Source organism: Micromonospora parva, assembly GCF_040649675.1.
GTDB classification, from domain to species: domain Bacteria; phylum Actinomycetota; class Actinomycetes; order Mycobacteriales; family Micromonosporaceae; genus Micromonospora; species Micromonospora parva.
This window is the reverse complement of record NZ_JBEZFX010000016.1, coordinates 73,288-99,389: the sequence shown is the minus strand read 5'-3', so window position 1 is coordinate 99,389 and position 26,102 is coordinate 73,288. Positions and strand designations below refer to the sequence as shown.

Here is a 26,102-nt window from a genome sequence, read left to right as displayed (position 1 = left end):
CCACCGGATTGGTGGCGGAGGGTGTGGGATTCGAACCCACGAAGACATCGCTGCCTTACCGGTTTTCAAGACCAGCGCCATCGGCCACTAGGCGAACCCTCCTGGACCGCCACCCGTGGGCGTACGGCCACGCATAGTCTGCCACGGCTCACTCCGGGCGGCCCAGCGTCCCTCCCCGCTGCGCCGGCCAGGCATCTTGGCCCGTCCACTGTGGGCTGGAGGGTGCGCCTGCGGCACCGGGTGAGATCGGGAAGACTGGCCCCATGCGAGCCATCACGATTCCGGAGCCCGGTGGTCCCGACGCGCTGGTCTGGGCCGAGGTGCCCGACCCGGAGCCGGGCCCCGACGAGGTGATCGTGGATGTGCGGGCCACCGGGGTCAACCGCGCTGACCTGCTGCAACGGCAGGGGCACTACCCACCACCGCCGGGCGCGTCGGCGTACCCCGGGTTGGAATGCTCCGGGGTGATCACGGAGGTCGGCGCCCAGGTCGCCGGGTGGGCGGTCGGGCAGCAGGTCTGCGCGCTGCTGTCCGGTGGCGGGTACGCGGAGCGGGTCGCGGTCCCCGCCGGGCAGTTGCTGCCGGTGCCGGCGTGCGACCCGGTCGACGCGGCGGCGCTGCCCGAGGTGGCCTGCACGGTCTGGTCGAACCTGGTCCAGGTGGCCCGGCTCGGCGCGGGCGACACCCTGCTGGTGCACGGCGGGGGCAGCGGGATCGGCACCTTCGCCATCCAGTTCGGGGCGGCCCTCGGCGTCACGGTGCTGACCACCGCGCGCGAGGCCAAGCACGCCCGGCTGCGCGAACTGGGCGCGGCGCACACGATCGACTACCGGGAGCAGGACTTCGTCGAGGAGGCCCGGAGGGTCACCGACGGGCGCGGCGTGGACGTCATCCTCGACATCATGGGCGGGTCCTACCTGGGGCGGAACGTCTCCGCGCTGGCCACCGGCGGTCGGCTCGTGGTGATCGGGATGCAGGGCGGGCGCAAGGCCGAGTTGGATCTCAGCGCGCTGCTGGCCAAGCGGGCGAGCGTCGCCGCGACGTCGCTACGGTCCCGACCGCTCGCGGAGAAGGCGGAGATCGTCCAGGGGGTACGCGACGAGGTGTGGCCGCTGGTCGAGGCGGGCCGGATCCGGCCGATCGTGGACCGGCGGCTCCCGATGACCGAGGCGGCGGAGGCGCACCGGCTCGTCGAGTCGAACGACCACTTCGGCAAGGTGCTGCTGACCCGCCCGCCGGGAGGCGGGTCAGCCGTCAGCTGAGCGAGCCCGCCGGGAGGCGGATCGGCCGTCAGCTCAGCGAGCCCGCCGGGAGGCGGATCGGCCGTCAGCTCAGCGAGCCCGCCGGGGTTGGGGCGTCCGTCGGTCGGGGCAGCACCAGTCGGGCACCCGGGCCCTCGCCGGCCAGCGTGTCCTCGGGGTTGTTGAGCGTGCAGCGCTGCAAGGACAGGCAACCGCAGCCGATGCAGCCGTCCAGGTCGTCGCGGAGCTTGGTGAGCAGCCGGATGCGTTCGTCCAGTCGGCTCCGCCAGCTCGCCGAGAGCCGCGCCCAGTCCTGTGGGCTGGGGGTGCGGGCCTCGGGGAGCGAGTCGAGTGCCTCCCGGATCTCGTCGAGCGAGACGCCGACCTGCTGGGAGATCCGGATGAAGGCGACCCGCCGCAGCTCGGCGCGGGCATACCGGCGCTGGTTGCCGCCGGTGCGGTCGGCGCGGATCAGCCCGAGTCGCTCGTAGTAGCGCAGCGCCGACGGCGCCACCCCGGAGCGGGCGGACAGCTCACCGATCGTCAACAAATCCGGCATCACCAGGTCCTTGAGTTGAAGTGCACTTCAACTCACACAGTAGTGGCATGACCACCGCACTGACCACCGACAGCAGCGCTCGCCTACCCGGGTTGATCCGCCGACTGACCGGCGACGAGAAACACGCGCCCAGCGCGCACTCCACCATCGACGTCCTCCAGGTGCTCTACGACCGGGTGTTGCGGGTCACCCCCGACACCGTCGACGACCCGGAGCGGGACCGGTTCCTGCTCTCCAAGGGCCACGGACCGGCCGCCTACTACGCGGTGCTCGCCGCGCACGGCTTCATCCCGGACACCTGGCTCGACGACCTGGCCGGGCCGGCGAGCCGGCTCGGCCACCACCCGGACCGGCTCCTGGTGCCCGGGGTCGAGATCGGCTCCGGCTCCCTCGGGCACGGGTTCGGGCTGGCCGTCGGCACCGCGCTCGGCCTGCGCGCCCAGGGGCTGACCAAACCCCGGGTGTACCTGCTGCTCGGCGACGCCGAACTGGACGAGGGATCCAACCACGAGGCGATCGCGTACGCCGGAGCGACCGGCCTGGACAGCCTCACCGCGGTCGTGGTCGACAACGCGTCGGCCAGCCACGGGTGGGCCGGCGGCATCGCCAGCCGGTTCACCGTCAACGGCTGGACCGCCGACACCGTCGACGGCCGGAACCACGAAGCCCTGTACGCGGCGTTGACCGGGCACCGGCCACGACAGCCGCACCTGGTCGTCGCCCGCATCGGGAGCAACTGATGACCGACATGCGTACCGCCTTCATCGACACCACCACCGCGCTCCTCGACGAGGATCCGCGTACCGCACTGGTGCTGGCCGACATCTCGGCGAGCCAGTTCGCCCCAGTCGGGCACCGGCACCCGGACCGGGTTCTCAACGTGGGGATCCGGGAGCAACTGATGATCGGTGTGGCCGGCGGGCTCGCCCTGACCGGGCTGCGTCCGATCGCGCACTCGTACGCGACGTTCCTGGTGGACCGGGCGTACGAGCAGATCAAGTTGGATCTGGACCATCAGGGCGTGGGGGCGGTCCTGGTCAGCATCGGCGCGTCGTACGACGGGTCGGCGGAGGGCCGCACCCACCAGTCGCCCGGGGACGTGGCGCTCTTCGACTCACTCGGCGACGGCTGGACGGTCCGGGTGCCCGGTCACCCGGACGAGGTGGCGCCGCTGCTGCGCACCGCCGCCACCACCGACGATCCGATCTACCTGCGCCTTTCCGAGCAGCGCAACGCCGAGGCGTACCCGGATGCCGCCCGGCTACGGGTGCTCCGGCGGGGCGGGACGGACGCGCCACTCGTGGTGGCGGTCGGACCGATGCTCGACCCCACACTGGCGGCGACGGAGGGGATGGACGTGACGGTGGCGTACACCCACACACCCCGGCCGTTCGACACGCGCGGGCTGCGGGCGCTCGTCCACACCGACGTGGTGCTGGTCGAGCCGTACCTGGCGGGGACGTCGAGCGCGCTCGTCAGTCGGGCGCTGGCGGACGTACCTCATCGGCTGCTCGCCCTCGGGGTGGGTCAGACCGACCTGCGACGGTACGGGAATCCGGCCGACCACGCCCGGTGGCATGGTCTGGACGCCGACGGTCTGCGGCGGTCGATCAGCGCGTTCCTGGGGTCAGTTGGCGGCTGAGGCGGTGGGGCGGCGACGAGCGCGCTCGCGCCCGAGGATCCAGATCGCCTCGACGCCGTCCTTCCAGGTGATCTTCTTGCCCTCTTCCCGGCCGCGCGCCCGGTAGCTGATCGGCACCTCGTACGGCCGGATCCGGCGACGCAGCAGCTTGCCGGTCACCTCGGCCTCCATGCCGAAGCCGCGCGAGCGCACCTCGAGCGACCGGTAGAGCGCCACCGGCATCAGCTTGAAGCAGGTCTCCAGGTCGCCGATGTAGGAGTTGAACAGCACGTTCGCCGCCATCGTGACGCCCTTGTTGCCCATCACGTACCAGAAGCTGTAGGCGCTGTGGCTGCCGAAGGTGCGGTTGCCGTAGACCACGGTGGCCCGCCCGTCGAGCACCGGGTCGAGCAGCTTGGGGATGTCCTGCGGGTCGTACTCCAGGTCAGCGTCGAGGATGACCATGTAGTCGCCCTCGGCGTTGTCGACCGCCGTCTTGATGGCGGCACCCTTGCCGGCGTTGCGCTGATGGGTGATGACCCGCAGGCGGGCGTCGTCGGCGCGACCGAGGACCTCCCCGGTGCCGTCCCGGCTGCCGTCGTCGACGACGACAAGCTCGACCTCACAGGGATAGTCAACCGCCAGTGCCTGCTTGAGGGCATCCGCGATGCGTTCTTCCTCGTTGTAGACCGGCATGAGGATCGAGAGCTTCACGGGGATCTCCACGGTGGCGGCAACACGTCGGCCATAGCCTAGCCTGGTTGGTTTGTTCATCACCTACCGCCACTGCGGGGCAGTCGACGTGGCGGGTTCAGATCAATGGTGTTTACTTCCGCCATGTCGGCTGCCGGCTCCCTGCTCGCGGTGGTTCCCGCCGCCGCGGTGCTCCTGCTCACCGTCGCGGCGAGGCCACGCACGGTGGGCACCGTGGCACCGCTGCGGCTCGCCGTGGTGCGCGCCGTCCTGCTCGCCGGGGCGTACGCGGTGCTCGTCGTCGAGGTGCTCGGCGCGACCCACGCGCTGACCCGGCCCGCATTCGCCGTCGCCTGGCTGTTCTTCCTGGTCGCTGCCGCGCTGGCGGCAGGTCTGCGCTGGCGACGGGAGACCCGCCGCGGGCAGTCGGCGGCCGCCGTACCGCTGGCGGTGCCGGTCGGCGCGGTGGTGTCCGGTGGTGGCTCCGAGGTGTCCGCCCCGACCGCCGAGCGCGGTGAGCCCGCGCCCGCGCCGCCCCGGGCCGGTCGGGGGCCTGCCGGTCTGCTCGCCGCGGCGGTCGACACCTGGCGTACGGCCCGACCGGGCGAGCGGCTCCTCGCCGCCACGATCGGCGGGCTGGTCCTGGTGGAGTTGCTGGTCGCGCTGCTGGCCGAGCCGAACAACTTCGACTCGCAGACGTACCACCTGCCGAAGGTGGAGCACTGGGTGGCCCAGGGTGACCTGGACTTCTGGCCCACCGCTATCCACCGGCAGGTGACCATCCCGCCGGGGGCCGAGTACCTGCTGCTGCACCTGCGCCTGCTCAGCGGCGGGGACCACCTGTACAACCTGGTGCAGTGGGTGGCCGGGGTGGTCTGCCTCCTGGTGGCCGCACGGATCACCGCTCAGCTCGGCGGTGGCCGGCGGGCCCAGTTGCTCACCGCGTTCGTGCTGGCGACCACGCCGATGGTGGTGCTCCAGGCGACCAGCACGCAGACCGACCTGGTCTGCGCGGCGTGGGTGGCCTGCGCGGCGACCCTGGCGCTGGACGGGCTGCGTCGACGGACCGGCTGGGGCACGCTGCTCGGGCTGGGGGCGGCTACCGGGCTGACCGCGGTGACGAAGACCAGCGGCCTGATCGCTGTCGGTCCGCTGCTGGTGCTCTGGGGGTTGGCCCAGCTACGGCTGGCCCGGACCGGGAGCGCGGCGGCGACCGAGCCGGCGGCGGAGGGCGCGGCTCGGCGGTCCCGGCCGGTCGGCGGGCTGGCCCGCACGGTCGGCGGTTCGGTGCTGATCCTGGTGCTCGCGGCCGTGGTGGTCGGCCCGTTCCTGGCCCGGGTGACAGTCGAGTTCGGCCACCCGCTGGGGCCACCCCGGCTGCGCGAGTCGATCCCGATGGAGCGGCACGACCCGGCGTCGGTGGTGGTCAACGCGCTGCGGATCGGGCACACCGCGTTCGACACCCCGCTGGCGCCGCTGCGCCGGGCCGGGGCCGAAGTGATCATCAGTGGTGCCGAGGCGATCGGGGTCGATCCGCAGGACCGTGCGATCACCTTCGGCCGGGAACTCTTCCCGGAGCCGGCCTGGTACCCGGACGAGGACCGGGTGGCGTTTCCGCTGGCCGGGGTGTTGGCGGTGATCGGCGCGGTGATCGCGCTCGGCCGGCCACGGCAGATCGCCCCCGAGCGGGCCGGGTCGCTGCGGGCGTACGCGGTGGTGGTGCTGACCGCCGTGCTGCTGCACACCGCGATGATCAAGTGGCAGCCGTGGGGCAACCGGCTGCTGCTCTACGCCGTGGTGCTCGCCGTGCCCCTCGCCGGCCTCTGGATGGACGCGCTCTTCCGCCGCCGCTCGGACGACCCCGCACCAGCGGCTGCCGGCGGCGCGTCGGTGGGCGGTCGGGGACGTCGTTCGGTGGCCACCGTGGCTGCGGTCACCGTGCTCGCCACCTCGGCGTTGGCCGGAGTGCTCGCGCTGTCGTACGGCTTCCCGCGCCGGCTGGTCGGTGCGGGCTCGGTATTCACCACCTCGGACTGGGACACCCGGTTCCTGCGCCGACCGCAGTGGGCCGACGAGTTCCGCTGGGCGGCGACAGCGGTCCGGGACAGCGGTGCGCGCCGGATCGGGTTGGTGCAGCAGAACGACAACTGGGAGTACCCGTGGTGGCTGCTGCTGCGGCAGCCCGACGGTGGCTCGCCTGAGCTGGTGGCGTTGCAGTCGGTGCTGCCGGAACGACCGCCGGCCGATCCCGCCTCGGTCGACGCGATCGTCTGCACCGGCGGCAAGGCGGCCTGCGCCAAGCTCGTTCCGGCCGGCTGGCGGCTGGAGTTCCGCGGCTACGTCGGCTACGCGCTGCCGCCAGGCCGCTGAGCGGGACGGCCGACCGGACGCCGCCGGGTCCGGAGCCCGGTGCCGTCGGCCTCGGACGGTCCGCCCCGGCGGCCCGGAACGGACCAGCACGGCTGCCGGACCGCTGGACCAGAGGCCCGGATAGTCCGATCCGGGCGGTTCTGCATCCCGCGCGCAAGGATCCGAAGCGCATTCACATCTGTTGATCCGCACGTTACCGTCTGGTAACTCAATCGACGTCCCGCGATTGAGCCGAAAGGAGTGCGTCGATGCCTGCAATCCCCGCCAGGCCCGAACGCGCGACCCGACGACGGGCCATCACCGTCGCCGTCGCCGTCGCCGCTCTCGTGCTACCGATGCTCGCCGGACCGGCCACCCCCGCCAGTGCCGCCGACCGACCGACCGTCCAACCACTCCCCGCCAACCTCGAAGCCATCCGGGCCGCCGAGGCGACCGCCCTCTACGGCAGCCCCGCGATCCGCCCGATCGAACAACGCCGCACCGCGTTGATCACCATGGGTGACAGCGAGATCTCCGGTGAGGGGGTCGGCAACTACGTCCCCGGCACCCACCAGGACGGCAACTGGTGCGACCGCTCGTACGACCAGGCGGTGTTCCGCACCGGCATCACCTCGGACGCGCAGTACAACATCGCCTGCTCCGGTGCCACCCCCTGGAACCTGATCGCCGGCGGCCCCACCCAGCACAACGAACTGAACCAGGGCGACTACCTGGGCATCAAGGCGCGCAACACGCACGTGAAGCTGATCTGGGTGGTGGTCGGCGCGAACGGTGACGGCACCATCCAGTTCGGTCCGGTCGCCACCGACTGCGCCGTCCGCAGGGTGTTCTTCCAGGGCGCCTGCTACCCCACCTACACCGACCAGTGGACGATCCGCACCGACGGCAGCCGACAGGCGGTGGAGTCGGCGCTCACCGACATCCGGCAGACCATGACCAAGGCCGGCTACCTGCGCTCGGACTACGAGCTGGTGCTGATGTCGTACCCGAGCCCCGGCAGCCCCGACGTCGAGGACAACCCCAACTTCCCCGGCTGGTACGCCGGCGGCTGCCTGCTCTACCTGGCCGACGCGGCGTTCGCCCGGAACAAGGCGGTGCCGATGTTCGAGTCGGCGCTGCGGTCGGCCGCGGCGAACACCGGCACCCGCTACCTGGACGCCAGCCGGCTCTTCCACGGGCACGAGGTGTGCACCGACAACACGTCGGTACGCGGCCTGTACATCGAGGTCGGCATCTGGAACGAGAACGCCGCCCGCCAGTCGTTCCACCCCAATGCCCGTGGGCACGGCATGTTCGCCCAGTGCATCACCCAGTTCTGGAACTCCGGGCAGACGCGGGCCAGCTGCGTCGACCCGGCCAGCACCGGCAGTGGTGTGCTCTACCCGGGGCTGCTGGAGTTCAAGCAGTTGCGCAACCTCGCCACCGGCACCTGCGTCGACGGCAAGGGCTACGACTCCCGCAACGGCACCGTGCAGCAGCCGTACTCCTGCCACGGCGGGCGCAACCAGGGCTTCTGGTACGACTCGACCCGGCGGTCCCTGCACTCGGAGCTGTCCCACGACCGGTGCCTGGACGTCGCCAACAGCTCGATGACCGCCGGCACCGCCGTCAACATCTACGACTGCAACGGCACCGGCGCGCAGCAGTTCGTCTTCTCCGGCAACCAGATCAGGCCGGCCGCCGCGAGCAACCTCTGCGTGGCGTTCGACAACCCGTTGCTGGGCAGCTCCCGCCTGCGGTTGGCGACCTGCTCCAGCAGCACCCGACAGCAGTGGTCGTTCGAAGCCCGGACCGCCGCGAACCCGGTCGGCTACGGACACGACGACTTCATCGGCTCCCGCGTCTACTGAGTGGGGGCAGGGGCCCTGGCGTCGACCAGGGCCCCTGCGCTCACTTGGCGCGGGGAACGAGGATCAGCCGGGCCACGCCCTTGTCGCCGTCCTTGGCGCCGGCGACGCCGAGCGTCGCGCCGATTTTGACCTCGCTCGGCTGCACGGTGGCCCGCCGCTCGACGACCCGCAGGTCATCGCCGAAGGTCCAGGTCATCGTGAAGCCGTCGGAGGACTTGACGGTCATCGAGTCGCCGTCGATCGCCGTCACCTCACCGCGCTGCACGGCGACGGTCCGCGTACCGCCGTCCTTCGTCTTCACCACCGCCTCACCGTGCAGGGTGTTCTTCCGCAGCAGCACGCGGGCCTGGCGCCGCTTGCGCCACTCCTCGCCGCGCTTCTCCCGGCCCTTCTCCTGGGCGGCGGGGGATCCGCCCGGCGTCGGGGTGGCCGGTGCGGCGACGGTCAGTACGTCCAGGTCGTCGGCGTCGAAGCCCATCGCGGTCAGCGCCTGACCCTCGACCCCCATGGCGGCGGCGACCTCGACGGCGGTGTCCCGGGCGGGCTGACTGGCCACCTCGGCCGCGCCGCAGCCGCTGACGCCGAGCGCGACCGCCGCGAGCAGTGCCGTGGTGCCGGTGGCGATACCCCAACGTGGCATGACTCTCCCTCTCGTCAGTGGAGCCCTCAGCCTTCCCCGAAACGACGAGCGGAGCGTCAGGCCGATGTTCGGGTCAGGTAAGGATCACCGGGCAGCCGGACGGTGAAGGCGGCACCGCCCTCCGGCGCGTGTCCGGCGGTGATCTCCCCGCCCAACCGGCGGACCAGCCCGGCGGCCAGCGCCAACCCCAGGCCGCTGCCCACCTTGCGCACCCCCCGGTACCGCTCGTGCAGCGCGCCGCGTTCGAAGGCCACCGCCAGGTCGTCGTCGGTGAAGCCGGGCCCGCCGTCGCGGACCTCGAACACGCCGCCGTGCGCCGGGTCCGCGCCGGCCGGCCGGACCGCGAGCACCACCGGCGACCCCGGGGGTACGACCCGCAGCGCGTTCTCCAGCAACCCGTCCAGCACCTGCCGGATCCTCCCCGGATCGGTGTACCCGGGCACCGGCCGACCTGGCGTCTCCACCCGGAACGGCACGCCCACCGCCGCGCACCGAGCGACCCAGGTCGGTTCCGCGTCCACCGCCAACTGGGTCAGGTCCACCGGCACCGGTTCGAGGGGGAAGTCGGCGGCCTCCAGCCGGGCCAGTGCCAACAGGTCGCCGATCAACCGGTCCAGGTGTTGGGCCTCGGCCAGCATCGTCCGACCGGTGTCCACCGTGTCGTCGGCGCCGAGCACCCCGTCGGCGAGCGCCTCGGCGTACCCCCGGATCGCTGTCAGCGGGGTGCGCAGCTCGTGCGAGACGGAGAGCAGGAACTCCCGCTGCCGGCCCTCACTGGTGGCCAGCGCGGCAGCCAGCCCGTTCAACGCCTCGGCCAGGTCGGCGACCTCGTCCGGCGGCTCGACCGGCACCCGGACGGCGCGGTCACCCGCACGCAGCCGGGCGGCGGCGGTGGCCGCGACACGGATCGGCCGGGCCAGCCGGCGGGCCAGCAGCAGCCCGGCCACCACACCGGCGGTCAACCCGGCCAGCAGCGGCAACCAGAGACTGAGCAGCACGCGCGCCCACAGCCCGGTGGCCAACGGGCGGGAGAGCACCACCCCGTTGCCGCCGGCCAGCGCCCGACCCTCGACCAGTGCCCACTCACCGTTGACCGAACGGCGAGCCGACACGTTGCGGCCCTGCCCGATCCGCTGCACCACCCGGGGAGGCAGACCCGGCCGGTCGGCGGCACCGCGCCTGATCAGGTACGCGTCGATGCCCTGGTCGCGCAGTTGCTGGATGAGGCGTTCCTCGTCGGCGCTGCGACCCCGGTCGAGGCGGGTCCGCAGCACCTCGGCGGCGAGCCGGGCCTGGGCGGCGAGCGCCTCCTGCTCGCCCCGCTGCACGCCACGGATCGCCAACGGCACCGCCACGATGGCGGTGACCAGCACCGACACCAGCGCCACCGCACAGGTGACGAGCACCGCGCGGGCGGTCAGCGTACGGCCGAACCGGCCTGGTCGCGGTGCGGCGGGTGGGGTGGCGCCGACCACCGGCAGGGCCATGGTCGGCGACTCGACGTGCCCGGGGTGATCACGCATCGACCGCGTACCCCACCCCGCGATGGGTGCGGATCACGCTGGCCGGCCCGAGCTTCGCGCGTACCTGGGCGACGTGCACGTCCACCGTCCGGGTGCCGGCGTGCGCCGCGTACCCCCAGACCCCGGCCAGCAACTCCTCCCGGGTGAAGACCCGGCCGGGCCGGGCCATCAGGTGGGCGAGCAGGTCGAACTCGGTGGAGGTGAGCTGCACCGGGGCGCCGGCGGCGGTGACCGTACGGCGGGCCGGGTCGAGCGTCACCGGGCCGACGACACGTGCCCGGTCCGCGGCCTCCGGGCCACCGGCGGTCCGGCGCAGCACGGCGCGCACCCGGGCGACCAGCTCCCGTGGGCTGAACGGCTTGGTGACGTAGTCGTCGGCACCCAACTCCAGGCCGATGATCCGGTCCACCTCGTCGTCCCGGGCGGTGAGGAAGATGACCGGAGTCCAATCGCCGGCCTCGCGCAGCCGGCGGCAGATCTCGGTGCCGGGGAGGCCCGGCAGCGCGATGTCCAGCACGCAGGCCACCGGACGCAACCGGCGGGCCGCGCTCAGACCGGCCTCGCCATCACGTTCCAGGTGGACGCCGAACCCGTCCCGGGTGAGGTAGAGCCGGACCAGGTCGGCGATGGCCGGCTCGTCCTCCACGACGAGGACGAGCCCGCGATGCGGCGTTTCGGCGGTCACCGGCCCATGATTGCCGACCCGGTGGGCCGGGTGCGATCGGTGCGTGTTCGAGTTCGGTAAAGGCGGTGCGAAGCCCGACGGGGCGTCAGCTCACCAGGACGGAGCGAACATCCCGGGCCGCGCGGCGGCCGGCGTGTCACCGATGCTGGCGACGACCCGCGCGCCGGTTGGCCGCAGGCGGGTCCGGAACGCCTGGTTGAGCAACGCGTCGAGCTGCCAGACCTGCTTCGGGTGGCTGGTCCGGATCAGGAACCGCTCACGGATCCCGTCGATCGCGGTGGCCGCCATCTCGACCGACTGCAACCGCGGGTCCGGGCTCCAGGTGACGTTGCTCAGCTCGCGGAGCTCGGTGTTGAGGTGCAGGCGCAGTCGGTGCAGGAGGCGGGTCTGCTGGGTCACCACCAGTCGGCGGTGCGTGAGCAGCAACAGGTAGTCGCCGGTGACCGGGCGGTCGGGGCGGCTGCAACGGGTGACCAGGATGGTGGCGTCACCGGAGCCGACGCAGCGGCGGAAGACCGGCATGTGCCGGCTCACCGTCTGCACGGCCAGGCCAGCCTCGGCGGCGGCCGGAAGGAACGTTCGGGAGAAGACGTCCATGACCTGCCCAACGACGCCCCCAGCGGGGTGACGTGGGTCACGGAGTTTTTTTGGAAGTTCCACGCCGCCAGTCGCACTGCCTGTCCGATTTTCGACTCGGACGGGTAGTGGTCAGACGGTGGGCTGAAGTGGACTGGCGGCGAACAGCTCCTCCAGCCAGCCCGGGACCGCGGCGGCGTACTCGGCGCGGGACTCCGCCGCCGTGTCCAGCGCGCGACGCCAGGAGAGCGACCGGCTCACCGGCCCCAGGGCGATCGCGAGGTCAGCGGCCTCCACCAGGGTCCGCCGGTCGTACCGGTCGGTCCACGCCTCCAGGTAGGCGTCTCGCAACCGAACCAGTTGGGCGTCGTCGGTGGCGAGCTTCCTGGCGTCCGCGACGGCACGCAGGGTCACCAGCAAGGTGCCGAACGGGTGCGCCACCGAGGCGTCGCCCCAGTCGAAGTAGCGGTAGCCGTCCCGACCCGCGAAGACGTTGCCGTCGTGCAGGTCGTCGTGTTGCACGGTGGCCGGGATGCCGATGTCGGCGAGCCGCCGGCACCGCTGCGCGTACGACGGCACCTCGGCCCGCAACCGCTCGTGCATCTCCGGGCTCAGCCCGCCCTCGGCACCGATCAGTAACGCCTCGCGGTCGTCGAGCAGCTCGACGAAGAGGTCGGCCAGCACCTCCGGCCGCTGGTCCGGCACGCCCCGGACGACCAGCTCGTCGGCGTGCGGGGCGCTCGCCAGTTGCAGCGCCGCGTACCCGGGCAGCGCCCGCTCCCAGTGCGCCAGATCACTGTCGCGCGCCAGCACGTCGCGCAACGACTCGCCACCGTCGGGCAGCAGCGACCAGCCCTGCCCCGGGTCCACAGCGATCGGCGCCAGCACCCGGTCGGGCGTCAACTCGGCGAGCGCCGTGATCAGGACCGCCTCGTGCACGGTGCCGGGGTTGTTGGCCTTGAACCAGACCGGGCCGTCGTCGGTGGGCACCCGCCAGACCAGCGACCAGGGCCGCTCCCGAGGCTCCACCAGCCCGGTCACCCGGCGACCGGCCCGGCTCAGCTGCGCGTCGACCCAGGAGCGGGCCCGCATCTGCCACCGTTCGTCGGACCAGTCGGGGGTGCGCTCACCGGGGATCGTCGTCACACCGGGCACCCTAGGTGGCCCTTCCCGGCCGGGGCCACGTCTTTTCCGACCGCGAGTCAGACCAGCTCGACGATGGTGGCGTTGGCCATGCCACCGCCCTCGCACATGGTCTGCAGGCCGTAGCGGATCCCGTTGTCGCGCATGTGCTGGAGCATGGTGGTCATGATCCGGGCACCGGAGCCGCCGAGCGGATGACCGAGGGCGATCGCCCCGCCGCGCGGGTTGAGCCGCTCCGGGTCGGCCTCGGTCTCCGCCAGCCAGGCCAGCGGCACCGGCGCGAACGCCTCGTTCACCTCGTACACCCCGATCTCCTCGATGCCCAGCCCCGCGCGGCGCAGCGCCTTCGCGGTGGCCGGGATGGGCGCGGTGAGCATGGTGACCGGGTCGTCGGCGGCGACCACGGCGGTGTGGATCCGGGCCAGTGGGCGAAGGCCGTGCCGGCTGGCCCAGTCGGAGGTGGTCACCGCGAGGGCCGCCGCGCCATCGGAGATCTGGGACGCGGAACCGGCGGTCACCACGCCGTCGGCGCGGAACGGGGTCGCCAGCTCGCCCAGCTTCTCCAGGGAGGTCTCCCGGCGGATGCCCTCGTCGGCGGCGAACTTGCCGCCGTCGGCGAGCGGCACCGCCGCCAGCTCCGGGTCGAACGCGCCGGCGTCCTGTGCGGCGGCCGCCTTCTCGTGGCTGGCCAGCGCGAACTCGTCGAGCTGGGTACGCGAGAGGCGCCACCGCTGGGCGATCAGCTCGGCCCCGACCCCCTGGTTGAACGGCAGCGGCGCGTCGTCGGCGAAGCCCTCGACGCCCCGGTAGCGGGCGCGCAACTGGTCACTGAACGGCATACCGCCGGCCACGCTGGAGCCCATCGGCACCCGGGTCATCGACTCGACTCCGCCGGCGACCACCAGGTCGGCCTGGCCGGAGAGCACCGTCGCGGCGGCGAAGTGCAGGGCCTGCTGACTGGAGCCGCACTGCCGGTCCAGTGTGGTGCCGGGCACCGACTCGGGCCAGCCGGAGGCGAGCACGGCGTTGCGGGCGATGTTCCACGACTGCTCGCCGACCTGGGACACACAGCCCCAGAAGACGTCGTCGACCTGGGCCGGGTCGAGCCCGGTGCGCTCGGCGAGGGCGCGCAGGACGTGTGCCGAGAGGTCGACGGGGTGGACGCTGGCGAGGCTGCCCTTGCGCCGCCCGACCGGGGTACGAACCGCGCCGACGATGACCGCGTCACTCATGTTTACTCCCCGGTAACTTGGGCTGCCCCGATCCTACGTCGTCAATCGGCGGGTCGTCCGCCCAGGCGGTACCCGACCACCGCTGGCATGCTGGGCGGGTGGATGAGACCTCCCCGGTACGACAGTGGCGAGTGCCGTCGACCCTCCCGGCGGCGAAGCTGGCCGGCGCCGTCCTGCTCGTCGCGCTCGGGTTGCTCTTCGCCGACGGTGACCCGGTCCGCCTGACGGTGGCCGCCCTGGCCGCCGCGGCGCTGGCCGGCTGGGCGGTACGTGACCTGGTCGCGCCGGTCCGGTTGGCGGTCGACCCGGCGGGGCTCACCGTCATCCACGGCTTCGCCGGGCGGCGGCTGCTGCCCTGGTCGGCGGTCGAGGCCATCGCCGTCGACCGACGACCCCGGCTGGGGCTGACCAGCGAGACCCTGGAGATCGACGCGGGCAACTCGCTGCACCTGTTCGGCCGCTACGACCTGGGGGCCACCCCGGAAGAGGTGGCCGCCGCCCTGCGGGCCGCCCGCCCGGTCAGCTGATCTGTCAGCTGAGCAGTTGGGCGGTGCGGAAGAGGACCAGCGCGAGCAGCACCGCCAGGATGATCGCCCCACCGGCGACCTGCACCAGCGTCCGCCGACCACGCGGCGCGTACGCGAGCACCAACGCCATCAACGCGCCGACCGCCAGCCCGCCCAGGTGCCCGGGGATCGAGATGCCCGGCACGGTCAGCGTGAACACCAGGTTGATCACCAGGATCGGGATCACCTGAGAGATGTCCCGACCCAGCTTGCGTTCGATGATGATCAGCGCGGCGAAGAGGCCGAAGACCGCCGTCGACGCGCCGGCCGTGGCCGAGTTCTGCGCGCTGAACAGGTAGGCGGCGACGTTACCGCCCAAGCCCGCGATCAGGTACAACGCGCCGAAGCGCAGCGGCCCGAGGTTGGCCTCCAACGACCGGCCGAGCACCCACAGCGCCCACATGTTCAGCAGCAGGTGGATTACGCCGTAGTGCAGGAACATCGCGGTGACCAGCCGGTACCACTCGCCGTCGGCGATGCCACCGAGCGTGCCGTCCGGGAAGAACGCCAGCCCGAGCACCGAACCCCAGTTGGTCAGCGGGGTGCTGCCACCCATGAGGCCGCCGAAGCCGGAACCGCCCACCGCCGCGTCCCCACCCCGGTCCGAGGCGATGGAGAGCAGCATGAGCAGCACGTTCAGGGCGATGAGGCCCTTGGTGACATAGCCGTGCCGGCCGGCCGTACCGCCGCCGAAGGCGGTACGCGCCGGCCGGACACTGCGACGCCCCTCGTTGACGCACTCCGGGCACTGGTGCCCGACCGAGGCCTCCCGCATGCAGTCCGGGCAGATCGGCCGGTCGCAGCGGGTGCAGCGGACGTAGGTCTCCCGACCGGGGTGCCGGTAGCAGACCGGGGTGGTCGGTGGCGACTCGCTCACCGGGCCGACCCTCCGTCCGCCGCCGCGCGGTCCACCGGCCATGCTCCGGAGCGCTCAATCATGCGAGCAAAGGTACCTCGCCGGTCGCTCAGGAAGCAGACCGCTCGATCTCGACCCGCTCGATGACGACGTCCTGGAGCGGACGGTCGCTCGGGCCGGTCGGGGTGTTCGCGATCGAGTCCACGACCTTCACCGACTCCTCGTCGGCGACCTGGCCGAAGATGGTGTGCCGGTTGTTGAGGTGCGGCGTCGGGGACACGGTGATGAAGAACTGCGAACCGTTGGTGCCCGGTCCGGCGTTCGCCATCGCCAGCAGGTAGGGACGGTCGAACCGCAGCTCCGGGTGGAACTCGTCGGCGAACTTGTAGCCCGGCCCGCCCCGACCGGTGCCGGTCGGGTCGCCCATCTGGACCATGAAACCGCTGATCACCCGGTGCGAGATGGTGCCGTCGTAGTACGGACCGTTGCCCGGCTGACCGGTGCGCGGGTCGGTGTACTCACGGTTGCCCTCGGCCAGGTCGACGAAGTTGCGGACGGTCTTCGGCGCGTGGTTGGGGAAGAGCTCCAGCCGGATCGGGCCAGCGTTGGTGTGCAGGGTGGCGTAGACAGCCTCGGCCACGGGTACTCCTCACTCGTTGGTCAGTTCCATGCGGATCCTCCCATGTGCCCGATCTGGCATCGCGGAGGCATCCGAAGGTGGAGGATGACGAAGGAACAACTCCCAGGAGGTAGGACCGTGTTTGGATTCGGGCGGCGGCAGTCCCAGGCGCAGTTGGCGAAGGCCGAGCTGAACCAGAGCATCAGCCACCTGATGCAGGCAGCCAACCACGCCGCGAAGGGCGCCGGCGCGACCGTCGGCCCGCGGGTCCAGGTGGCCCGGGGCTACGTCGGGCCGACCGCGGTGAAGGTACGCGACCGCGCGGCGACCGGCTGGGGCACGACTCTCACCACGCTGGCACCGCTGGCGGCGGCAGCTCGTGACGGCGCCGCTCAGGCAGGGCCGCTGACCAGGAAGGCCAAGTCGAAGACCATGCGGATCACCGGTAAGAAGAAGCAGCCGCGTCGTCGCGGCTCGATGATGACCGGCCTGTTGGCGGCGGGTGCCATCGCCGGCCTGGCCGGCGCGGTCGCGTTGCGCCGCCGCCGGGAGCAGCAGGAGTGGGCCGAGTACGACCCGACCCGCAGCACCCTGGAGCCGATGCGCGACGAGGTCGACTCGATCGAGGTCCGTACGCCGTCCGCCGCCAAGGGGTCGGACGGTTCCGCCATCTCCGGCGCGGCGGGGATGACCGGCGCGGGCAGCTCGGCGGTGGCCGGCGGTTCCAGCGCCAGCACCACCGCCCCGGCCAAGCAGACCGGTGTCCGCCCGACCGACAAGGTCCCGTCGGTCGCCGAGGGCGCCACTGACGTCTCCGGCCGGCCGACCGACGACCTCACCAAGGCGCTGGGCAAGGACACTGCCCGCACCAACGGCCGCCGCTGAGGTCAGCGACAGCGCGTGAAGCGCCGACGAGTGGGTCCCCCCGCTCGTCGGCGCTTCCGCGTCACGGTCAGAGCCAGCCGTTGCGGCGGAACCAACGGTAGAGGGCCAGCGAGACGCCGAGCATGAGGGCCAGGACGACGGGATAGCCGTACGTCATCCTCAGCTCGGGCATGTTGTCGAAGTTCATCCCGTAGATGCCGGCGATGGCGGTCCACACCGCGGCGATGCCTGCCCAGGCGGCGATCTTGCGCATGTCGTTGTTCTGGTCGACGGTGACCTGGGCCAGCCGCGCCTGGAGGATCGAGTTCAGCAGGTCGTCGTAGGAGTTCACCTGTTCCACGGTGCGGCTGAGGTGGTCCTGCACGTCCCGGAAGTACTTGCGGATCTCCTTGGGCACGTCCCGGTTGACCTGCGAGGTCAGCGTCATCAGCGGCCGTTGCAGCGGCACCACCGCCCGCTTGAACTCCACCAGCTCCCGCTTCATCTGGTAGATCCGCTGGATCCGGCCGTGGCCGTGCCGGTCGAAGACCTCCGCCTCCAGCACGTCCAGGTCGTCCTCGATCTGGTCGGCCACCTCCAGGTAGAGGTCGACCACCCGGTCGGTCACCCCGTACGCCACCGCCCACGGGCCGTGCAGCAGCAACTCCTGCTTGGTCTCCAGGTCGGCGCGGATCGGGGCGAGTCGGCAGGCGTCCCCGTGCCGGACGCTGATCACGAAGTTCGGGCCGATGAAGAGCATCACCTGCCCGGTCTCCACCACCTCGGAGTTCTCGGTCAGCTCGGTGTGCTCGCAGTACCGGGCGGTACGCAGCACCAGGAAGACGACGTCGCCGAACCGCTCCAGCTTGGGGCGCTGCTCGGCCTTGACCGCGTCCTCGACCGCCAGCTCGTGCAGGCCGTACGTCTCCGCGATGGCGGTCATCTCGGCCAGCTCCGGCTGGTGCAGACCGATCCAGACGAAGCCGTGCTCCTCGCGGCGGGCCGCGGCCAGCGCGTCCGCGTACGTCCAGTCGCCGGGCTGCCGTTTGCCGTCGACGTAGAGCGCGCAGTCGACCACCGCGCTGCGGCCGGGGCCGGTCGGTGCCGGGACGGGCGGCGAGCCGTCGGCGTTGAGGATGCGGGTCATCGCCCGCACCGGGGAGGGCCACGCCCGGGGTCGCAGCACCCGACCGGTGGCCGACGGTGCCGTCCGGTCCCGCTCTGTCCGATCCGTCATCGCGTCACCTCCCGCGCTCAGCTGCGGCTTGCAGGCTACGCCGACCGGCGTCGAGGACCGGTGTGACGGCGGTCGCGTGGGGGGCGGCGCCGGGCGGGCCGGGCCGCATCGGGGGGTGTGCGGGGGACGACACGGCCCGCCCGGCACCTGTGGGGGCGGGAGGTTGTGCTGCCGCGTCCACCCGGGCGGGGCCGGCCCGGGGACCGGGCGGTGATGTCCGCAGCTGACGGGGTGACGCTCGCAGCATTGTGGGCCAGCCGGCCGCCCGGAGGGGAGCCCCGGGACGGCCGGCACCGTCGTTCTGTCGGGAACCCGACAGATAATGTCAGTCCCGGACGGCCTCGACGGCCTCCGCGAGCCGCCGGACGCCCTCGTCGATCCGGTCGGCGGTCACCGCCGAGAAGGCCAGCCGGAGCGCGTGCCGCCCGCCGTCCACCATGAAGTCGCTGCCCTTGACCACGGCGACGCCGCGCTCGGCCGCCGCCGGGGCGAGCCGGTCGACAGACACGTCCTGCGGGAACTCCACCCACAGGAAGTAGCCACCGTCGGGCTCCACGAACCGCGCCTGCGGCAGGTGCCGGCGCAACGACTCGGCGAGCACCTGGGCCCGTTCGCCGAGCGCCGCCCGGACCGTCTCGATCGAGCGGTCGATGTCACCGGAGACGCAGAACTGGTGCACGATCGCCTGGGACACCATCCCGGGGGAGATGTAGAGGCTCGTCGCGTTCTTCGCGATGGCGGCGATCAGGTCGGCCGGGCCGACCAGGTAACCCACCCGCACACCCGGGCAGACCGTCTTGGTGAAGCTCGACGCGTGCACCACCACGTTGCGGGTGTCCAGCGAGAGCATCGACGGCAGCGCCTCACCACGGAAGCGGATGTCCGCGTACGGGTCGTCCTCGAAGATCGTGAACTCGTACTCGGCGGCCAGGTCGAGCAGCTCCCGGCGCTTCTCCAGCGACAGCGTCATGCCGGCCGGGTTCTGGTAGTTCGGGATGACGTGCGCGAGCCGGGGCCGGACCCCGGACTCCAGCAGCTTGCGCAGCTCGGCAGTGTCCAGACCATCCGGCTGGACCGAGATGCCGTGCAGCTCGCTGCCCATCCGCTGGAGGTTGAGCAGCGTCCGGTCGTACGTCGGGCGCTCCACCACCACCGCGTCGCCGGGGCGGACCAGGTGGTCGAAGAGGAACGCGTCGGCCTGGAGAGACCCGTTGGTGACCAGCACCTGGTCGGCCTCGACCCCGTGCTTCTCGGCGATCCACTTCCGCAGCGGGAGGTACCCGACGGAGGTGCCGTACGCCGTCACCCCCGCGGGGTCGGCGTCGAAGGCGCGGACGGCGGCGGCCTTGAGCCCCTCGACATCGACGATGTCCAGCGAGGGAGCCCCACGGGCAAAGGAGATCAACTGCTCGGCGGTCATGGATGTTGAGCGTACGGGCGGCGACGGGGAACGCGCGGTCGGCACGGCGATGTCCGCATCCTGAGCCACCGGGTCGGGTGACCCCGCTGGACCGGTCGGCGGCAGATCAGACCGGAAGGGCGAGCGCGTCGTGCTGCGCGGCCCGGGAAAGTCCCCCCAGCTGCACGCCGAGCGCGTCGAGAAGCTGACTCCAGTCGAAGTAGGAACGCCAGGCGGTGATCCGGCCCTTGCGGGCCCGGACCACGTCGGCCACCTCCCAGCTCACCACCCGGCCGGTGGGAGCGACGGTGCCGTACGGGGAATGCAGGGTGCCGGTGTGGGTGCCGGTCAGCCGCAGCTCGACCGCCGCGCCCCCGCCGGTGCGGACCGAACCCATCGGGTCGACCCGCAGATCTCCGAAAGCGCCGGTCCAGGTGCGCAGCAGCGCGGGCAGCTCGATCGGACGGACCGTCACGCCGGGCATGGCGTAGAACGCCTCCGGTGCGTAGAGATCCGGCAACCGGGCCACGTCCCGACGCAGAAGCATCGCGTACTGCTGCTCGACCAGCCGTTCCGCGTCGCGCATCGGGACCTCCCCCGCGGGCCACGGCATTTCCGCGCCCGCACGGGGATGTCTACCCATCGATCCGGCCCGGCACACCACCCCCGGTCAGGTCGTGGCGACCGCCTGGTTCTCCGACCAGACCCGCATGATGTCCCGCACCGAGATCACGCCGGCGACCTCCCGGCCGTCCAGCACCACCAGGTGCCGGAATCCGCCCCGGGCCATCGCGGCGGCGGCCTCGGCCACTGTCCACTCCGGCCCCGCGTAGACAACGTCCCAGGTCAGATGGGCACCGGTGCGTTCCACGTCGCAGTCCAGGCCGGCGCCGATGGCCTTCAACACGTCGCGTTCGGTCATGATCCCCACGCCCTCGGAATCCGGGTCGATCACGACCGCCGACCCGACACCACGGGCCGACATCATCCGGGCCGCCTGGCGGAGCGTGTGCTCCGGACCGACGACGAGGACCTGGCTGGACATCGCATCCCGTACCTGCATCACGCATCACTCCTTTGGGACGGTGGCATTCGGTACAGACATGGTGGTCGGTGGATGTTTCCGGGACAAGAGCGGCATCGCACAAGCTGCGGACGCTGGCTACTGTCGGATGGTGTCCACCGAGCCCCTGCGCTGCGCCGGCGCGCTGATCGTCGACCATGACGGCCGCATCTTCTTCCAGCGCCGCTCACCACACCGACGCCTGTTCCCCAACTGCTGGGACATCGTCGGCGGCCACCTGGAGCCGGGCGAGGACATCGACGAGGCGCTCCGCCGGGAGATCACCGAGGAGACCGGTTGGGTCCTCTCGCACGTCCTGGGCCAGGTGGGCGAGTACAGCTACGTCGGCGACGACGGCCTGGCCCGGACCGAACACGACTTTCTGGTCCGCGTCGACGGTGACCTCGACCGCCCGAGGTTGGAAGCCGGTAAGCACACCGAGTACCGCTGGCTGGCCGAGCACGAGCTGACAGTGCTCGACGAGCACCGCGACGTCAACGACGGGCTGATCCGGCGGATCGCCGAGGAGGGCTTCGCCGTCCTCCGGTCGATCGGTCTGTGAACACCGTCGCGCTGGCGCCCCACCGGATCGCCGGGCTGCTCGCACCGGCGGTGGACCGGACCTTCCGCGCCGGCATGCTGGCCGGCCGGGACGGTGGTGGCGCCGAACTGTCCCAGCGCTACGGCGGGGTCACGGCGACCGGCTTCCTGGTCGACCTGCGCACCCGACTGGCCGCACCCGGTGGCACCGTCGACGGGCCCGGGTTCGCGGTGATCACCCGCTACCACGACCCGGTCGTCTGCCGGCGAGCCGTGGACAAGCAGGTGGCCCACGGGATGATCTACCGCAGCCCGGACGGCACCCTCTCCGCCACCGAACGCGGCGCCGCCTTCCTCACCGAGCTCTACCAGGTGCACGCCGAGGTCACCGAGGAGCTGTGGGCCGGTCACGACGACCGGGTGGCCCGACTGGTCGCCGTGCTCGGCCGGCTGCTGTCGTACGCCCTGGTGCTGGCCGACGAGGAAGAGGACCGGGGCGGGTCGGCCTTCGCCGCGCTGGCGCCCCCGTACGAACCGGACGGCACCCCGTCGGGCGTACTGCTGCTCAACCGGCTCGGCGCGCTGCGACACCACCGGGCCGACGCGCACGCCGCCGCCTGGGCCGCCGCCGGGCACACCGCGTCGAGCATCGCCGCCCTGCCGCCCGGCCCTGAACGGCTCGCCATCGAACTGGAGACCGACCGGCGGGCCGCCGGCCCGTACGCCACGCTCGGCGCGGAGGAGCGGCTGACCATGCTCGCCGACCTGGCGGCGTTGCCCGGCTGACCGGTTGGCCGGAGCGACGCACCCGGCCGGGGCTATCCTCCAGCGGTGACCGGAGCAGGACGAGGGAGGATGTCGCGATGATCGGAATGGTGCTCGCGGCCGGCGCGGGACGACGGCTGCGCCCGTACACCGACACCCTGCCCAAGGCGTTGGTGCCGGTGGACGGCGAGACGACGATCCTGGACATCGCGCTGGGCAACCTCGCCGAGGTCGGGCTCACCGACATCGTGATCGTCGTCGGCTACGCGGCGGACGCGGTCCGCGACCGGCAGGCCGACCTGGAGAAGCGGTACGGGGTCACGCTCACCCTGGTGCACAACGACAAGGCCGAGGAGTGGAACAACGCCTACTCGCTCTGGCTGGCCCGGGAGTACTTCGCGCGCGGGGTGCTGCTGGTCAACGGGGACACCGTGCACCCGGTGAGCGTGGAGAAGACCCTGCTCGCCGAGCGTGGTCCGGGCATCCTGCTCGCCGTGGACACCCTCAAGCCGCTGGCCGAGGAGGAGATGAAGACCACCTTCGACGCCGCCGGCCAGCTCACCCGGATCACCAAGATCATGGATCCGGGCGAGGCGTACGGGGAGTACATCGGCGCGACGCTGATCGAGCCGCAGGTCGCCGACGCCCTCGCCGACGCGCTGGAGGCCACCTGGCGACGGGACCCGAACCTCTACTACGAGGACGGTTACCAGGAGTTCTCCGACCGGGGCGGGGAGGTGCGGGCGGCGCCGATCGGTGACGTCCCGTGGGTCGAGGTCGACAACCACGCCGACCTGGCCCGCGCGCGGGAGATCGCGTGCCGCTACTAGCTCGTAGCGTCCTCACCCCGCTGCACATCGACGTGCGGCGCGGGGCGGTCGCCGACCTGGGCGCGATCCTGGCCGACGGGCGGATCTCCTCCGGGGGCGACGTCGCGGTGGTGGTCGGTCCGGGTCAGGGTGCCCAGATCGCGGAGCTGATCCGACCGTCGCTGCGCTCGGCGGACGTCTTCACCGTCTCCGGCGGGACCTTGGACGCCGCCGACGACCTGGGCGGCAAACTCCGCGCCCGGTCGTACGACGCGGTCGTCGGCATCGGCGGCGGCAAGACCATCGACGTGGCCAAGTACGCGGCCACCCGTCGCGGGCTGCCGATGGTGTCGGTGGCGACCAGCCTCGCCAACGACGGGATCGCCTCCCCGGTGGCCAGCCTGATCACCGACGGGATCAAGGGCTCCTACGGCGTGCACATCCCGATCGGGGTGATCGTCGACCTGGACTTCGTGGACAGCGGCCCGGACCGGCACAACCGGGCCGGCATCGGCGACGTGATCAGCAACATCAGCGCGCTGGCCGACTGGGAGCTGTCCCGGCAGGTACGCGGTGAGCCGGTCGACGGGCTGGCCGCCTCGCTCTCGCGGGCGGGCGCCGAAGCGGTGCTCAACCACCCGGGCGACATGAGCGACGACGCCTTCGTGATCGTCCTCGCCGAGGCGTTGATCTCCAGCGGCCTGGCGATGGCTGTCGACGGCACCAGCCGCCCGTGCAGCGGCGGCTGCCACGAGATCATGCACGCTGTCGACTCGCTCTTTCCCGGCACCGCCTCGCACGGCGAGCTGGCCGGGCTGGGCGCGCTGTTCTGCACCTGGCTGCGCGGAGACCTCCGCCGCTTCGGCGAGATGTCTGCCTGCCTGGCCCGACACGGTCTGCCCCGGCTCCCCGCCGAGGTGGCGCTCACCGACGACCAGTTCATCGAGGCGGTGCAGTTCGCGCCGCGTACCCGCCCGGACCGGTACACCATCCTCGAACACCTGGCACTGTCGCCTACCGAGACCCGGGAACGGCTGGCAGACTACGCCGGTGCAATCCGCGACCAGCTTGGCTGACCCCCGTCCCACCATCGCCGACTTCCACCGGGTCAACCGGGGTGGCGGCCTGTTCAGCGAGTCGATCAGCCAGTGGCTGGGGGCCGTCTTCGCGCTGGTAGCCCAGCGGCTCGGCCTGCGACCGACAGCGTTGACCATCACCAACCTGGTGCTCGGGCTGGCCACCTCGGTCACCGTGGTGGCGCTCGCCGGCCCGGTCGCCGCCGGGGACGTACCGGCCTGGCTGGTTGGTCTGCTCGCCCTGATCGGCTGGCAGGTGGCGTACTCACTGGACTGCGCGGACGGGCAGCTGGCCCGGGTGACCGGCCAGGGCAGCGCGGCCGGCGCCCGGGTCGACGTGCTCTGCGACGTGGCCGCGCAGATCGCCCTGGTGGCCGCCCTGGCCGCCACCGCCGTGGCGCAGCAGCCGTCCACGCCGACCTGGCTGGTGGCGGCCTTCGCCGGCACCTGGATGGTCAACCTGGTCACGTCGGTGATGCAGGCCGGGCCGAACGCGGCCAGCATGGTCACCTCGACCTCGCTGCCGGTGCGCCTGGTGAAGCTGGTCCGCGACTACGGCGCGGTGATCTTCGTGGCCGCCCTGGTGCTCGCGGTGGCCCCCGCGCTGGCCCTCTGGGTGATGATCGCCTTCACCATCGTCAACGGCGGTTTCCTGCTGGCCAGCATCGCCTTCTCCGCCCGCGCCTCGCTACGCTGACCGCCCCGCCCCCCGGCCGGGCATCCGCCCCGCCCCGCTCCAAGATCCACACAACGTCCCTGATGTTGCTGCCTCCAGCCGCCGGCACACCGCAACAACCCTGAAGTTGCTGCCTCAAGCCGGCGGCGGGGCGGCGAGCGGCGCGGGTTCAGACGTGGTGGGGGGCACGGGACAGGCCCGCGTAGATGTCGATGAGCCGCTTGGTGACGACGTCGGGGTGGAAGGTGCGCTCGTAGCGGGCGCGGGCGGCCGAGGCCAGTCCGGGCGCACCGGCTCGGGCGACCGGCAGGGCGGCTGCGAGCGCGGCTGGCTCCGGCGCGACCACCCAACCGGCCTCGCCCTGAGCGATACCGGCCGGCATCGCCGACCGCCCGACCCCGGGGGCGATCGGCGAGGCGACCTCGGACGCGACAGGTGAGGCGACCGTTGAGGCGACGGCGGCCGGGCCGGTGCCGGCGGGCTCGTGCGGGGCGTCGGCCCCGACCAGGTACGGAATGCCGCCCAACGCCGTACCGAGCACCGGCCGGCCGCTCGCCAACGCCTCGATGATCACGGTGGGCAGCACGTCGTGCCACATCGCGGCGGCGATCACCACAGCGCTCGCCTCGACCGCGGCCCGCACGCCGGCCCGGTCGAGCTGACCGAGGTAGACCACGTCGGGCCGCTCGGCGGCGGCTGCCTCCACCAGGTGGCGCAACTCGCCGTCGCCGGCCACCCGCAGCGTGCCCAGCGAGCCCACCGGGTGCCGACGCCAGGCGTCCAGCAGCAGGTCGACGCCCTTCTCCGGGGAGAGCCGGGCCATGTAGAGGAACCCGTCACCGAGCGGCGCCGGCCGACCCGGGTCGGGTACGGAGTTCGGCTTCACCACGATGCGTTCGTCCGGGATGCCGTAGTCGCGCAGGTGGTCGGCGATCGCCGAGGTGAGCGCGATGTACCGGTCCACCGAGCGCCAGGTGCCCCGGTGCACGGCCAGGGTGGTCGCCATCAGCGCGCTCTGCACCGCCGAGTCGCGGTAGCAGCGGTGCTTGATCGCCGGCACCCCCAACGCCCGACCCTTGCAGTCCTGGCAGATCACCCCGTCGCGGAAGTAGATCCCCGAGGAGCAGACCTGCCGGTAGTTGTGCACCGTCTGCACCACCGGCACGCCGTGTCGGTGCGCGGTCCGCACCACCCAGGGCGAGAGCAGGGGGTACGGGTTGTGCAGGTGCAGAACGTCGGGCCGGTGCTCGGTGAGCAGGCGGCTCAGGTCGTGCTGGGCGCGCGGAGCCCAGATCGGCGAGATCGGCAGCAGCGCCTTGGCCGCCTTCGACATCGACGGGATCTCGTCCGAACTGCGGATGAAGGGCAGCACCTCGACGCCAGCGGCGGTGAGCTGAGCGATCTCCGAGTCGACGATCGTGTTCTCACCGGAGGGCTGGGCTTCCCGGTACCGGTTGTGCGCCACCACGATTCTCACGGGAAAGAAGGCTACCGTTGGG

27 protein-coding genes and 1 tRNA gene are annotated in these 26,102 nt (G+C 72.2%); 12 read left to right on the top strand and 16 right to left on the bottom strand.

The annotated features are described in order from the left end of the window. Positions 1 to 12 precede the first annotated feature (12 nt). A tRNA-Ser gene (locus tag AB0C03_RS30060) sits at positions 13 to 102 on the bottom strand. A 161-nt stretch (positions 103 to 263) separates the two neighbouring features. Between AB0C03_RS30060 and AB0C03_RS30055 the strand changes: the two genes are divergently transcribed. Then, positions 264 to 1,262 (top strand): NAD(P)H-quinone oxidoreductase, encoded by a 999-nt coding sequence (locus AB0C03_RS30055; RefSeq protein ID WP_030331607.1) that lies wholly within the window; start codon positions 264 to 266, stop codon positions 1,260 to 1,262. 64 nt (positions 1,263 to 1,326) lie between these two features. On the opposite strand, the gene soxR is transcribed toward AB0C03_RS30055, so the two are convergent. Then, positions 1,327 to 1,800 (bottom strand): redox-sensitive transcriptional activator SoxR, encoded by a 474-nt coding sequence (gene soxR / locus AB0C03_RS30050; RefSeq protein WP_030331609.1) that lies wholly within the window; start codon positions 1,798 to 1,800, stop codon positions 1,327 to 1,329. Positions 1,801 to 1,847: 47 nt separating this feature from the next. Here soxR and AB0C03_RS30045 point away from each other — a divergent pair, with 47 nt between their 5' ends. Together AB0C03_RS30045 and AB0C03_RS30040 are read left to right on the top strand one after the other, a co-directional pair. Beyond that, the gene (locus tag AB0C03_RS30045; protein ID WP_357640502.1) at positions 1,848 to 2,540 is read left to right on the top strand and encodes a thiamine pyrophosphate-binding protein; all 693 of its coding nucleotides are present in this window, start codon (positions 1,848 to 1,850) and stop codon (positions 2,538 to 2,540) included. Positions 2,541 to 2,548: 8 nt separating this feature from the next. After that, on the top strand, positions 2,549 to 3,442 hold the full coding sequence (locus AB0C03_RS30040) for a transketolase family protein (RefSeq protein ID WP_357640567.1): 894 nt from the start codon (positions 2,549 to 2,551) through the stop codon (positions 3,440 to 3,442). Here the strand turns inward: AB0C03_RS30040 and AB0C03_RS30035 are convergent. Next, positions 3,428 to 4,135, bottom strand: a complete 708-nt coding sequence (locus tag AB0C03_RS30035) for a glycosyltransferase family 2 protein (RefSeq protein ID WP_030331614.1) — start codon at positions 4,133 to 4,135, stop codon at positions 3,428 to 3,430. The genes AB0C03_RS30040 and AB0C03_RS30035 overlap by 15 nt on opposite strands. Positions 4,136 to 4,258: 123 nt before the next feature. Between AB0C03_RS30035 and AB0C03_RS30030 the strand changes: the two genes are divergently transcribed. Both AB0C03_RS30030 and AB0C03_RS30025 read left to right on the top strand, forming a co-directional pair. Then, positions 4,259 to 6,484 (top strand): glycosyltransferase family 39 protein, encoded by a 2,226-nt coding sequence (locus AB0C03_RS30030; RefSeq protein WP_357640498.1) that lies wholly within the window; start codon positions 4,259 to 4,261, stop codon positions 6,482 to 6,484. Positions 6,485 to 6,732: 248 nt separating this feature from the next. Further along, the gene (locus tag AB0C03_RS30025) at positions 6,733 to 8,334 is read left to right on the top strand and encodes a ricin-type beta-trefoil lectin domain protein (RefSeq protein WP_030331618.1); all 1,602 of its coding nucleotides are present in this window, start codon (positions 6,733 to 6,735) and stop codon (positions 8,332 to 8,334) included. 40 nt (positions 8,335 to 8,374) lie between these two features. On the opposite strand, the gene AB0C03_RS30020 is transcribed toward AB0C03_RS30025, so the two are convergent. The 6 genes from AB0C03_RS30020 to AB0C03_RS29995 all read right to left on the bottom strand — a co-directional run bounded on the left by AB0C03_RS30020 (position 8,375) and on the right by AB0C03_RS29995 (position 14,133). After that, entirely contained in the window at positions 8,375 to 8,974 is a 600-nt protein-coding gene (locus tag AB0C03_RS30020; RefSeq protein ID WP_357640496.1) for a hypothetical protein, read from the bottom strand. A 56-nt stretch (positions 8,975 to 9,030) separates the two neighbouring features. Next, positions 9,031 to 10,497 carry a sensor histidine kinase gene (locus tag AB0C03_RS30015; protein WP_357640493.1) on the bottom strand — a complete coding sequence of 489 codons (1,467 nt, stop codon included), beginning with the start codon at positions 10,495 to 10,497 and terminating at the stop codon, positions 9,031 to 9,033. After that, complete coding sequence (locus tag AB0C03_RS30010; RefSeq protein ID WP_210857662.1) at positions 10,490 to 11,182, bottom strand: response regulator transcription factor; 693 nt, start codon at positions 11,180 to 11,182, stop codon at positions 10,490 to 10,492. Before AB0C03_RS30010 ends, AB0C03_RS30015 begins: the two co-directional genes overlap by 8 nt. A gap of 90 nt (positions 11,183 to 11,272) precedes the next feature. Next, positions 11,273 to 11,779 (bottom strand): hypothetical protein, encoded by a 507-nt coding sequence (locus AB0C03_RS30005; RefSeq protein ID WP_030331626.1) that lies wholly within the window; start codon positions 11,777 to 11,779, stop codon positions 11,273 to 11,275. Between the two features lie 111 nt (positions 11,780 to 11,890). After that, positions 11,891 to 12,904, bottom strand: a complete 1,014-nt coding sequence (locus AB0C03_RS30000) for an aminoglycoside phosphotransferase family protein (RefSeq protein ID WP_357640490.1) — start codon at positions 12,902 to 12,904, stop codon at positions 11,891 to 11,893. A 56-nt stretch (positions 12,905 to 12,960) separates the two neighbouring features. Then, the gene (locus tag AB0C03_RS29995) at positions 12,961 to 14,133 is read right to left on the bottom strand and encodes a thiolase family protein (protein ID WP_357640487.1); all 1,173 of its coding nucleotides are present in this window, start codon (positions 14,131 to 14,133) and stop codon (positions 12,961 to 12,963) included. A 98-nt stretch (positions 14,134 to 14,231) separates the two neighbouring features. On the opposite strand from AB0C03_RS29995, the gene AB0C03_RS29990 reads away from it, so the two are divergent. After that, positions 14,232 to 14,660, top strand: a complete 429-nt coding sequence (locus AB0C03_RS29990) for a PH domain-containing protein (protein WP_030331632.1) — start codon at positions 14,232 to 14,234, stop codon at positions 14,658 to 14,660. A 4-nt stretch (positions 14,661 to 14,664) separates the two neighbouring features. On the opposite strand, the gene AB0C03_RS29985 is transcribed toward AB0C03_RS29990, so the two are convergent. Continuing rightward, positions 14,665 to 15,576 (bottom strand): rhomboid family intramembrane serine protease, encoded by a 912-nt coding sequence (locus tag AB0C03_RS29985; RefSeq protein ID WP_030331633.1) that lies wholly within the window; start codon positions 15,574 to 15,576, stop codon positions 14,665 to 14,667. Positions 15,577 to 15,664: 88 nt separating this feature from the next. Then, the gene (locus AB0C03_RS29980; protein WP_030331635.1) at positions 15,665 to 16,195 is read right to left on the bottom strand and encodes a peptidylprolyl isomerase; all 531 of its coding nucleotides are present in this window, start codon (positions 16,193 to 16,195) and stop codon (positions 15,665 to 15,667) included. A gap of 84 nt (positions 16,196 to 16,279) precedes the next feature. Between AB0C03_RS29980 and AB0C03_RS29975 the strand changes: the two genes are divergently transcribed. Then, positions 16,280 to 17,059 carry a hypothetical protein gene (locus AB0C03_RS29975; protein ID WP_030331637.1) on the top strand — a complete coding sequence of 260 codons (780 nt, stop codon included), beginning with the start codon at positions 16,280 to 16,282 and terminating at the stop codon, positions 17,057 to 17,059. Between the two features lie 67 nt (positions 17,060 to 17,126). Here AB0C03_RS29975 and corA read toward each other — a convergent pair whose 3' ends face one another. The 4 genes from corA to AB0C03_RS29955 form a co-directional block, all read right to left on the bottom strand. Continuing rightward, complete coding sequence (gene corA / locus AB0C03_RS29970; protein ID WP_357640482.1) at positions 17,127 to 18,275, bottom strand: magnesium/cobalt transporter CorA; 1,149 nt, start codon at positions 18,273 to 18,275, stop codon at positions 17,127 to 17,129. 325 nt (positions 18,276 to 18,600) lie between these two features. Then, positions 18,601 to 19,695, bottom strand: a complete 1,095-nt coding sequence (locus AB0C03_RS29965) for an aminotransferase-like domain-containing protein (protein ID WP_030331641.1) — start codon at positions 19,693 to 19,695, stop codon at positions 18,601 to 18,603. Positions 19,696 to 19,801: 106 nt separating this feature from the next. Further along, positions 19,802 to 20,260, bottom strand: a complete 459-nt coding sequence (locus AB0C03_RS29960; RefSeq protein ID WP_210865575.1) for an ester cyclase — start codon at positions 20,258 to 20,260, stop codon at positions 19,802 to 19,804. Between the two features lie 84 nt (positions 20,261 to 20,344). Further along, positions 20,345 to 20,737: a CBS domain-containing protein gene (locus AB0C03_RS29955; RefSeq protein ID WP_030331644.1), complete on the bottom strand. Its 393-nt coding sequence runs from the start codon at positions 20,735 to 20,737 to the stop codon at positions 20,345 to 20,347. Between the two features lie 109 nt (positions 20,738 to 20,846). On the opposite strand from AB0C03_RS29955, the gene AB0C03_RS29950 reads away from it, so the two are divergent. From AB0C03_RS29950 to AB0C03_RS29930, 5 genes are all read left to right on the top strand, one after another. Continuing rightward, positions 20,847 to 21,299, top strand: coding sequence for an NUDIX hydrolase (locus tag AB0C03_RS29950; RefSeq protein ID WP_030331646.1), 453 nt, complete (start codon positions 20,847 to 20,849; stop codon positions 21,297 to 21,299). Continuing rightward, positions 21,296 to 22,063: a hypothetical protein gene (locus AB0C03_RS29945; protein WP_357640479.1), complete on the top strand. Its 768-nt coding sequence runs from the start codon at positions 21,296 to 21,298 to the stop codon at positions 22,061 to 22,063. Before AB0C03_RS29950 ends, AB0C03_RS29945 begins: the two co-directional genes overlap by 4 nt. Positions 22,064 to 22,140: 77 nt before the next feature. After that, on the top strand, positions 22,141 to 22,872 hold the full coding sequence (locus AB0C03_RS29940) for a phosphocholine cytidylyltransferase family protein (RefSeq protein WP_030331650.1): 732 nt from the start codon (positions 22,141 to 22,143) through the stop codon (positions 22,870 to 22,872). Further along, positions 22,860 to 23,927, top strand: a complete 1,068-nt coding sequence (locus tag AB0C03_RS29935) for an iron-containing alcohol dehydrogenase family protein (protein WP_030331652.1) — start codon at positions 22,860 to 22,862, stop codon at positions 23,925 to 23,927. The genes AB0C03_RS29940 and AB0C03_RS29935 overlap by 13 nt, the downstream gene beginning before the upstream one ends. After that, positions 23,902 to 24,624 carry a CDP-alcohol phosphatidyltransferase family protein gene (locus tag AB0C03_RS29930; protein ID WP_030331654.1) on the top strand — a complete coding sequence of 241 codons (723 nt, stop codon included), beginning with the start codon at positions 23,902 to 23,904 and terminating at the stop codon, positions 24,622 to 24,624. The genes AB0C03_RS29935 and AB0C03_RS29930 overlap by 26 nt, the downstream gene beginning before the upstream one ends. Positions 24,625 to 24,772: 148 nt before the next feature. Here the strand turns inward: AB0C03_RS29930 and AB0C03_RS29925 are convergent, their stop codons facing one another. Continuing rightward, complete coding sequence (locus tag AB0C03_RS29925; protein WP_357640473.1) at positions 24,773 to 26,080, bottom strand: glycosyltransferase; 1,308 nt, start codon at positions 26,078 to 26,080, stop codon at positions 24,773 to 24,775. Positions 26,081 to 26,102: the final 22 nt, after the last annotated feature.

Coding starts and splice junctions, on each gene's coding strand:
- AB0C03_RS30055 (WP_030331607.1), top strand. CDS start 264: ATGCGAGCCATCACGATTCCGGAGCCCGGTGGTCCCGACGCGCTGGTC.
- soxR (WP_030331609.1), bottom strand. CDS start 1,800: ATGCCGGATTTGTTGACGATCGGTGAGCTGTCCGCCCGCTCCGGGGTG.
- AB0C03_RS30045 (WP_357640502.1), top strand. CDS start 1,848: ATGACCACCGCACTGACCACCGACAGCAGCGCTCGCCTACCCGGGTTG.
- AB0C03_RS30040 (WP_357640567.1), top strand. CDS start 2,549: ATGCGTACCGCCTTCATCGACACCACCACCGCGCTCCTCGACGAGGAT.
- AB0C03_RS30030 (WP_357640498.1), top strand. CDS start 4,259: ATGTCGGCTGCCGGCTCCCTGCTCGCGGTGGTTCCCGCCGCCGCGGTG.
- AB0C03_RS30025 (WP_030331618.1), top strand. CDS start 6,733: ATGCCTGCAATCCCCGCCAGGCCCGAACGCGCGACCCGACGACGGGCC.
- AB0C03_RS30020 (WP_357640496.1), bottom strand. CDS start 8,974: ATGCCACGTTGGGGTATCGCCACCGGCACCACGGCACTGCTCGCGGCG.
- AB0C03_RS30015 (WP_357640493.1), bottom strand. CDS start 10,497: ATGCGTGATCACCCCGGGCACGTCGAGTCGCCGACCATGGCCCTGCCG.
- AB0C03_RS30005 (WP_030331626.1), bottom strand. CDS start 11,779: ATGGACGTCTTCTCCCGAACGTTCCTTCCGGCCGCCGCCGAGGCTGGC.
- AB0C03_RS29995 (WP_357640487.1), bottom strand. CDS start 14,133: ATGAGTGACGCGGTCATCGTCGGCGCGGTTCGTACCCCGGTCGGGCGG.
- AB0C03_RS29975 (WP_030331637.1), top strand. CDS start 16,280: ATGACGAAGGAACAACTCCCAGGAGGTAGGACCGTGTTTGGATTCGGG.
- corA (WP_357640482.1), bottom strand. CDS start 18,275: ATGACGGATCGGACAGAGCGGGACCGGACGGCACCGTCGGCCACCGGT.
- AB0C03_RS29965 (WP_030331641.1), bottom strand. CDS start 19,695: ATGACCGCCGAGCAGTTGATCTCCTTTGCCCGTGGGGCTCCCTCGCTG.
- AB0C03_RS29960 (WP_210865575.1), bottom strand. CDS start 20,260: ATGCGCGACGCGGAACGGCTGGTCGAGCAGCAGTACGCGATGCTTCTG.
- AB0C03_RS29955 (WP_030331644.1), bottom strand. CDS start 20,737: ATGCAGGTACGGGATGCGATGTCCAGCCAGGTCCTCGTCGTCGGTCCG.
- AB0C03_RS29950 (WP_030331646.1), top strand. CDS start 20,847: ATGGTGTCCACCGAGCCCCTGCGCTGCGCCGGCGCGCTGATCGTCGAC.
- AB0C03_RS29940 (WP_030331650.1), top strand. CDS start 22,141: ATGATCGGAATGGTGCTCGCGGCCGGCGCGGGACGACGGCTGCGCCCG.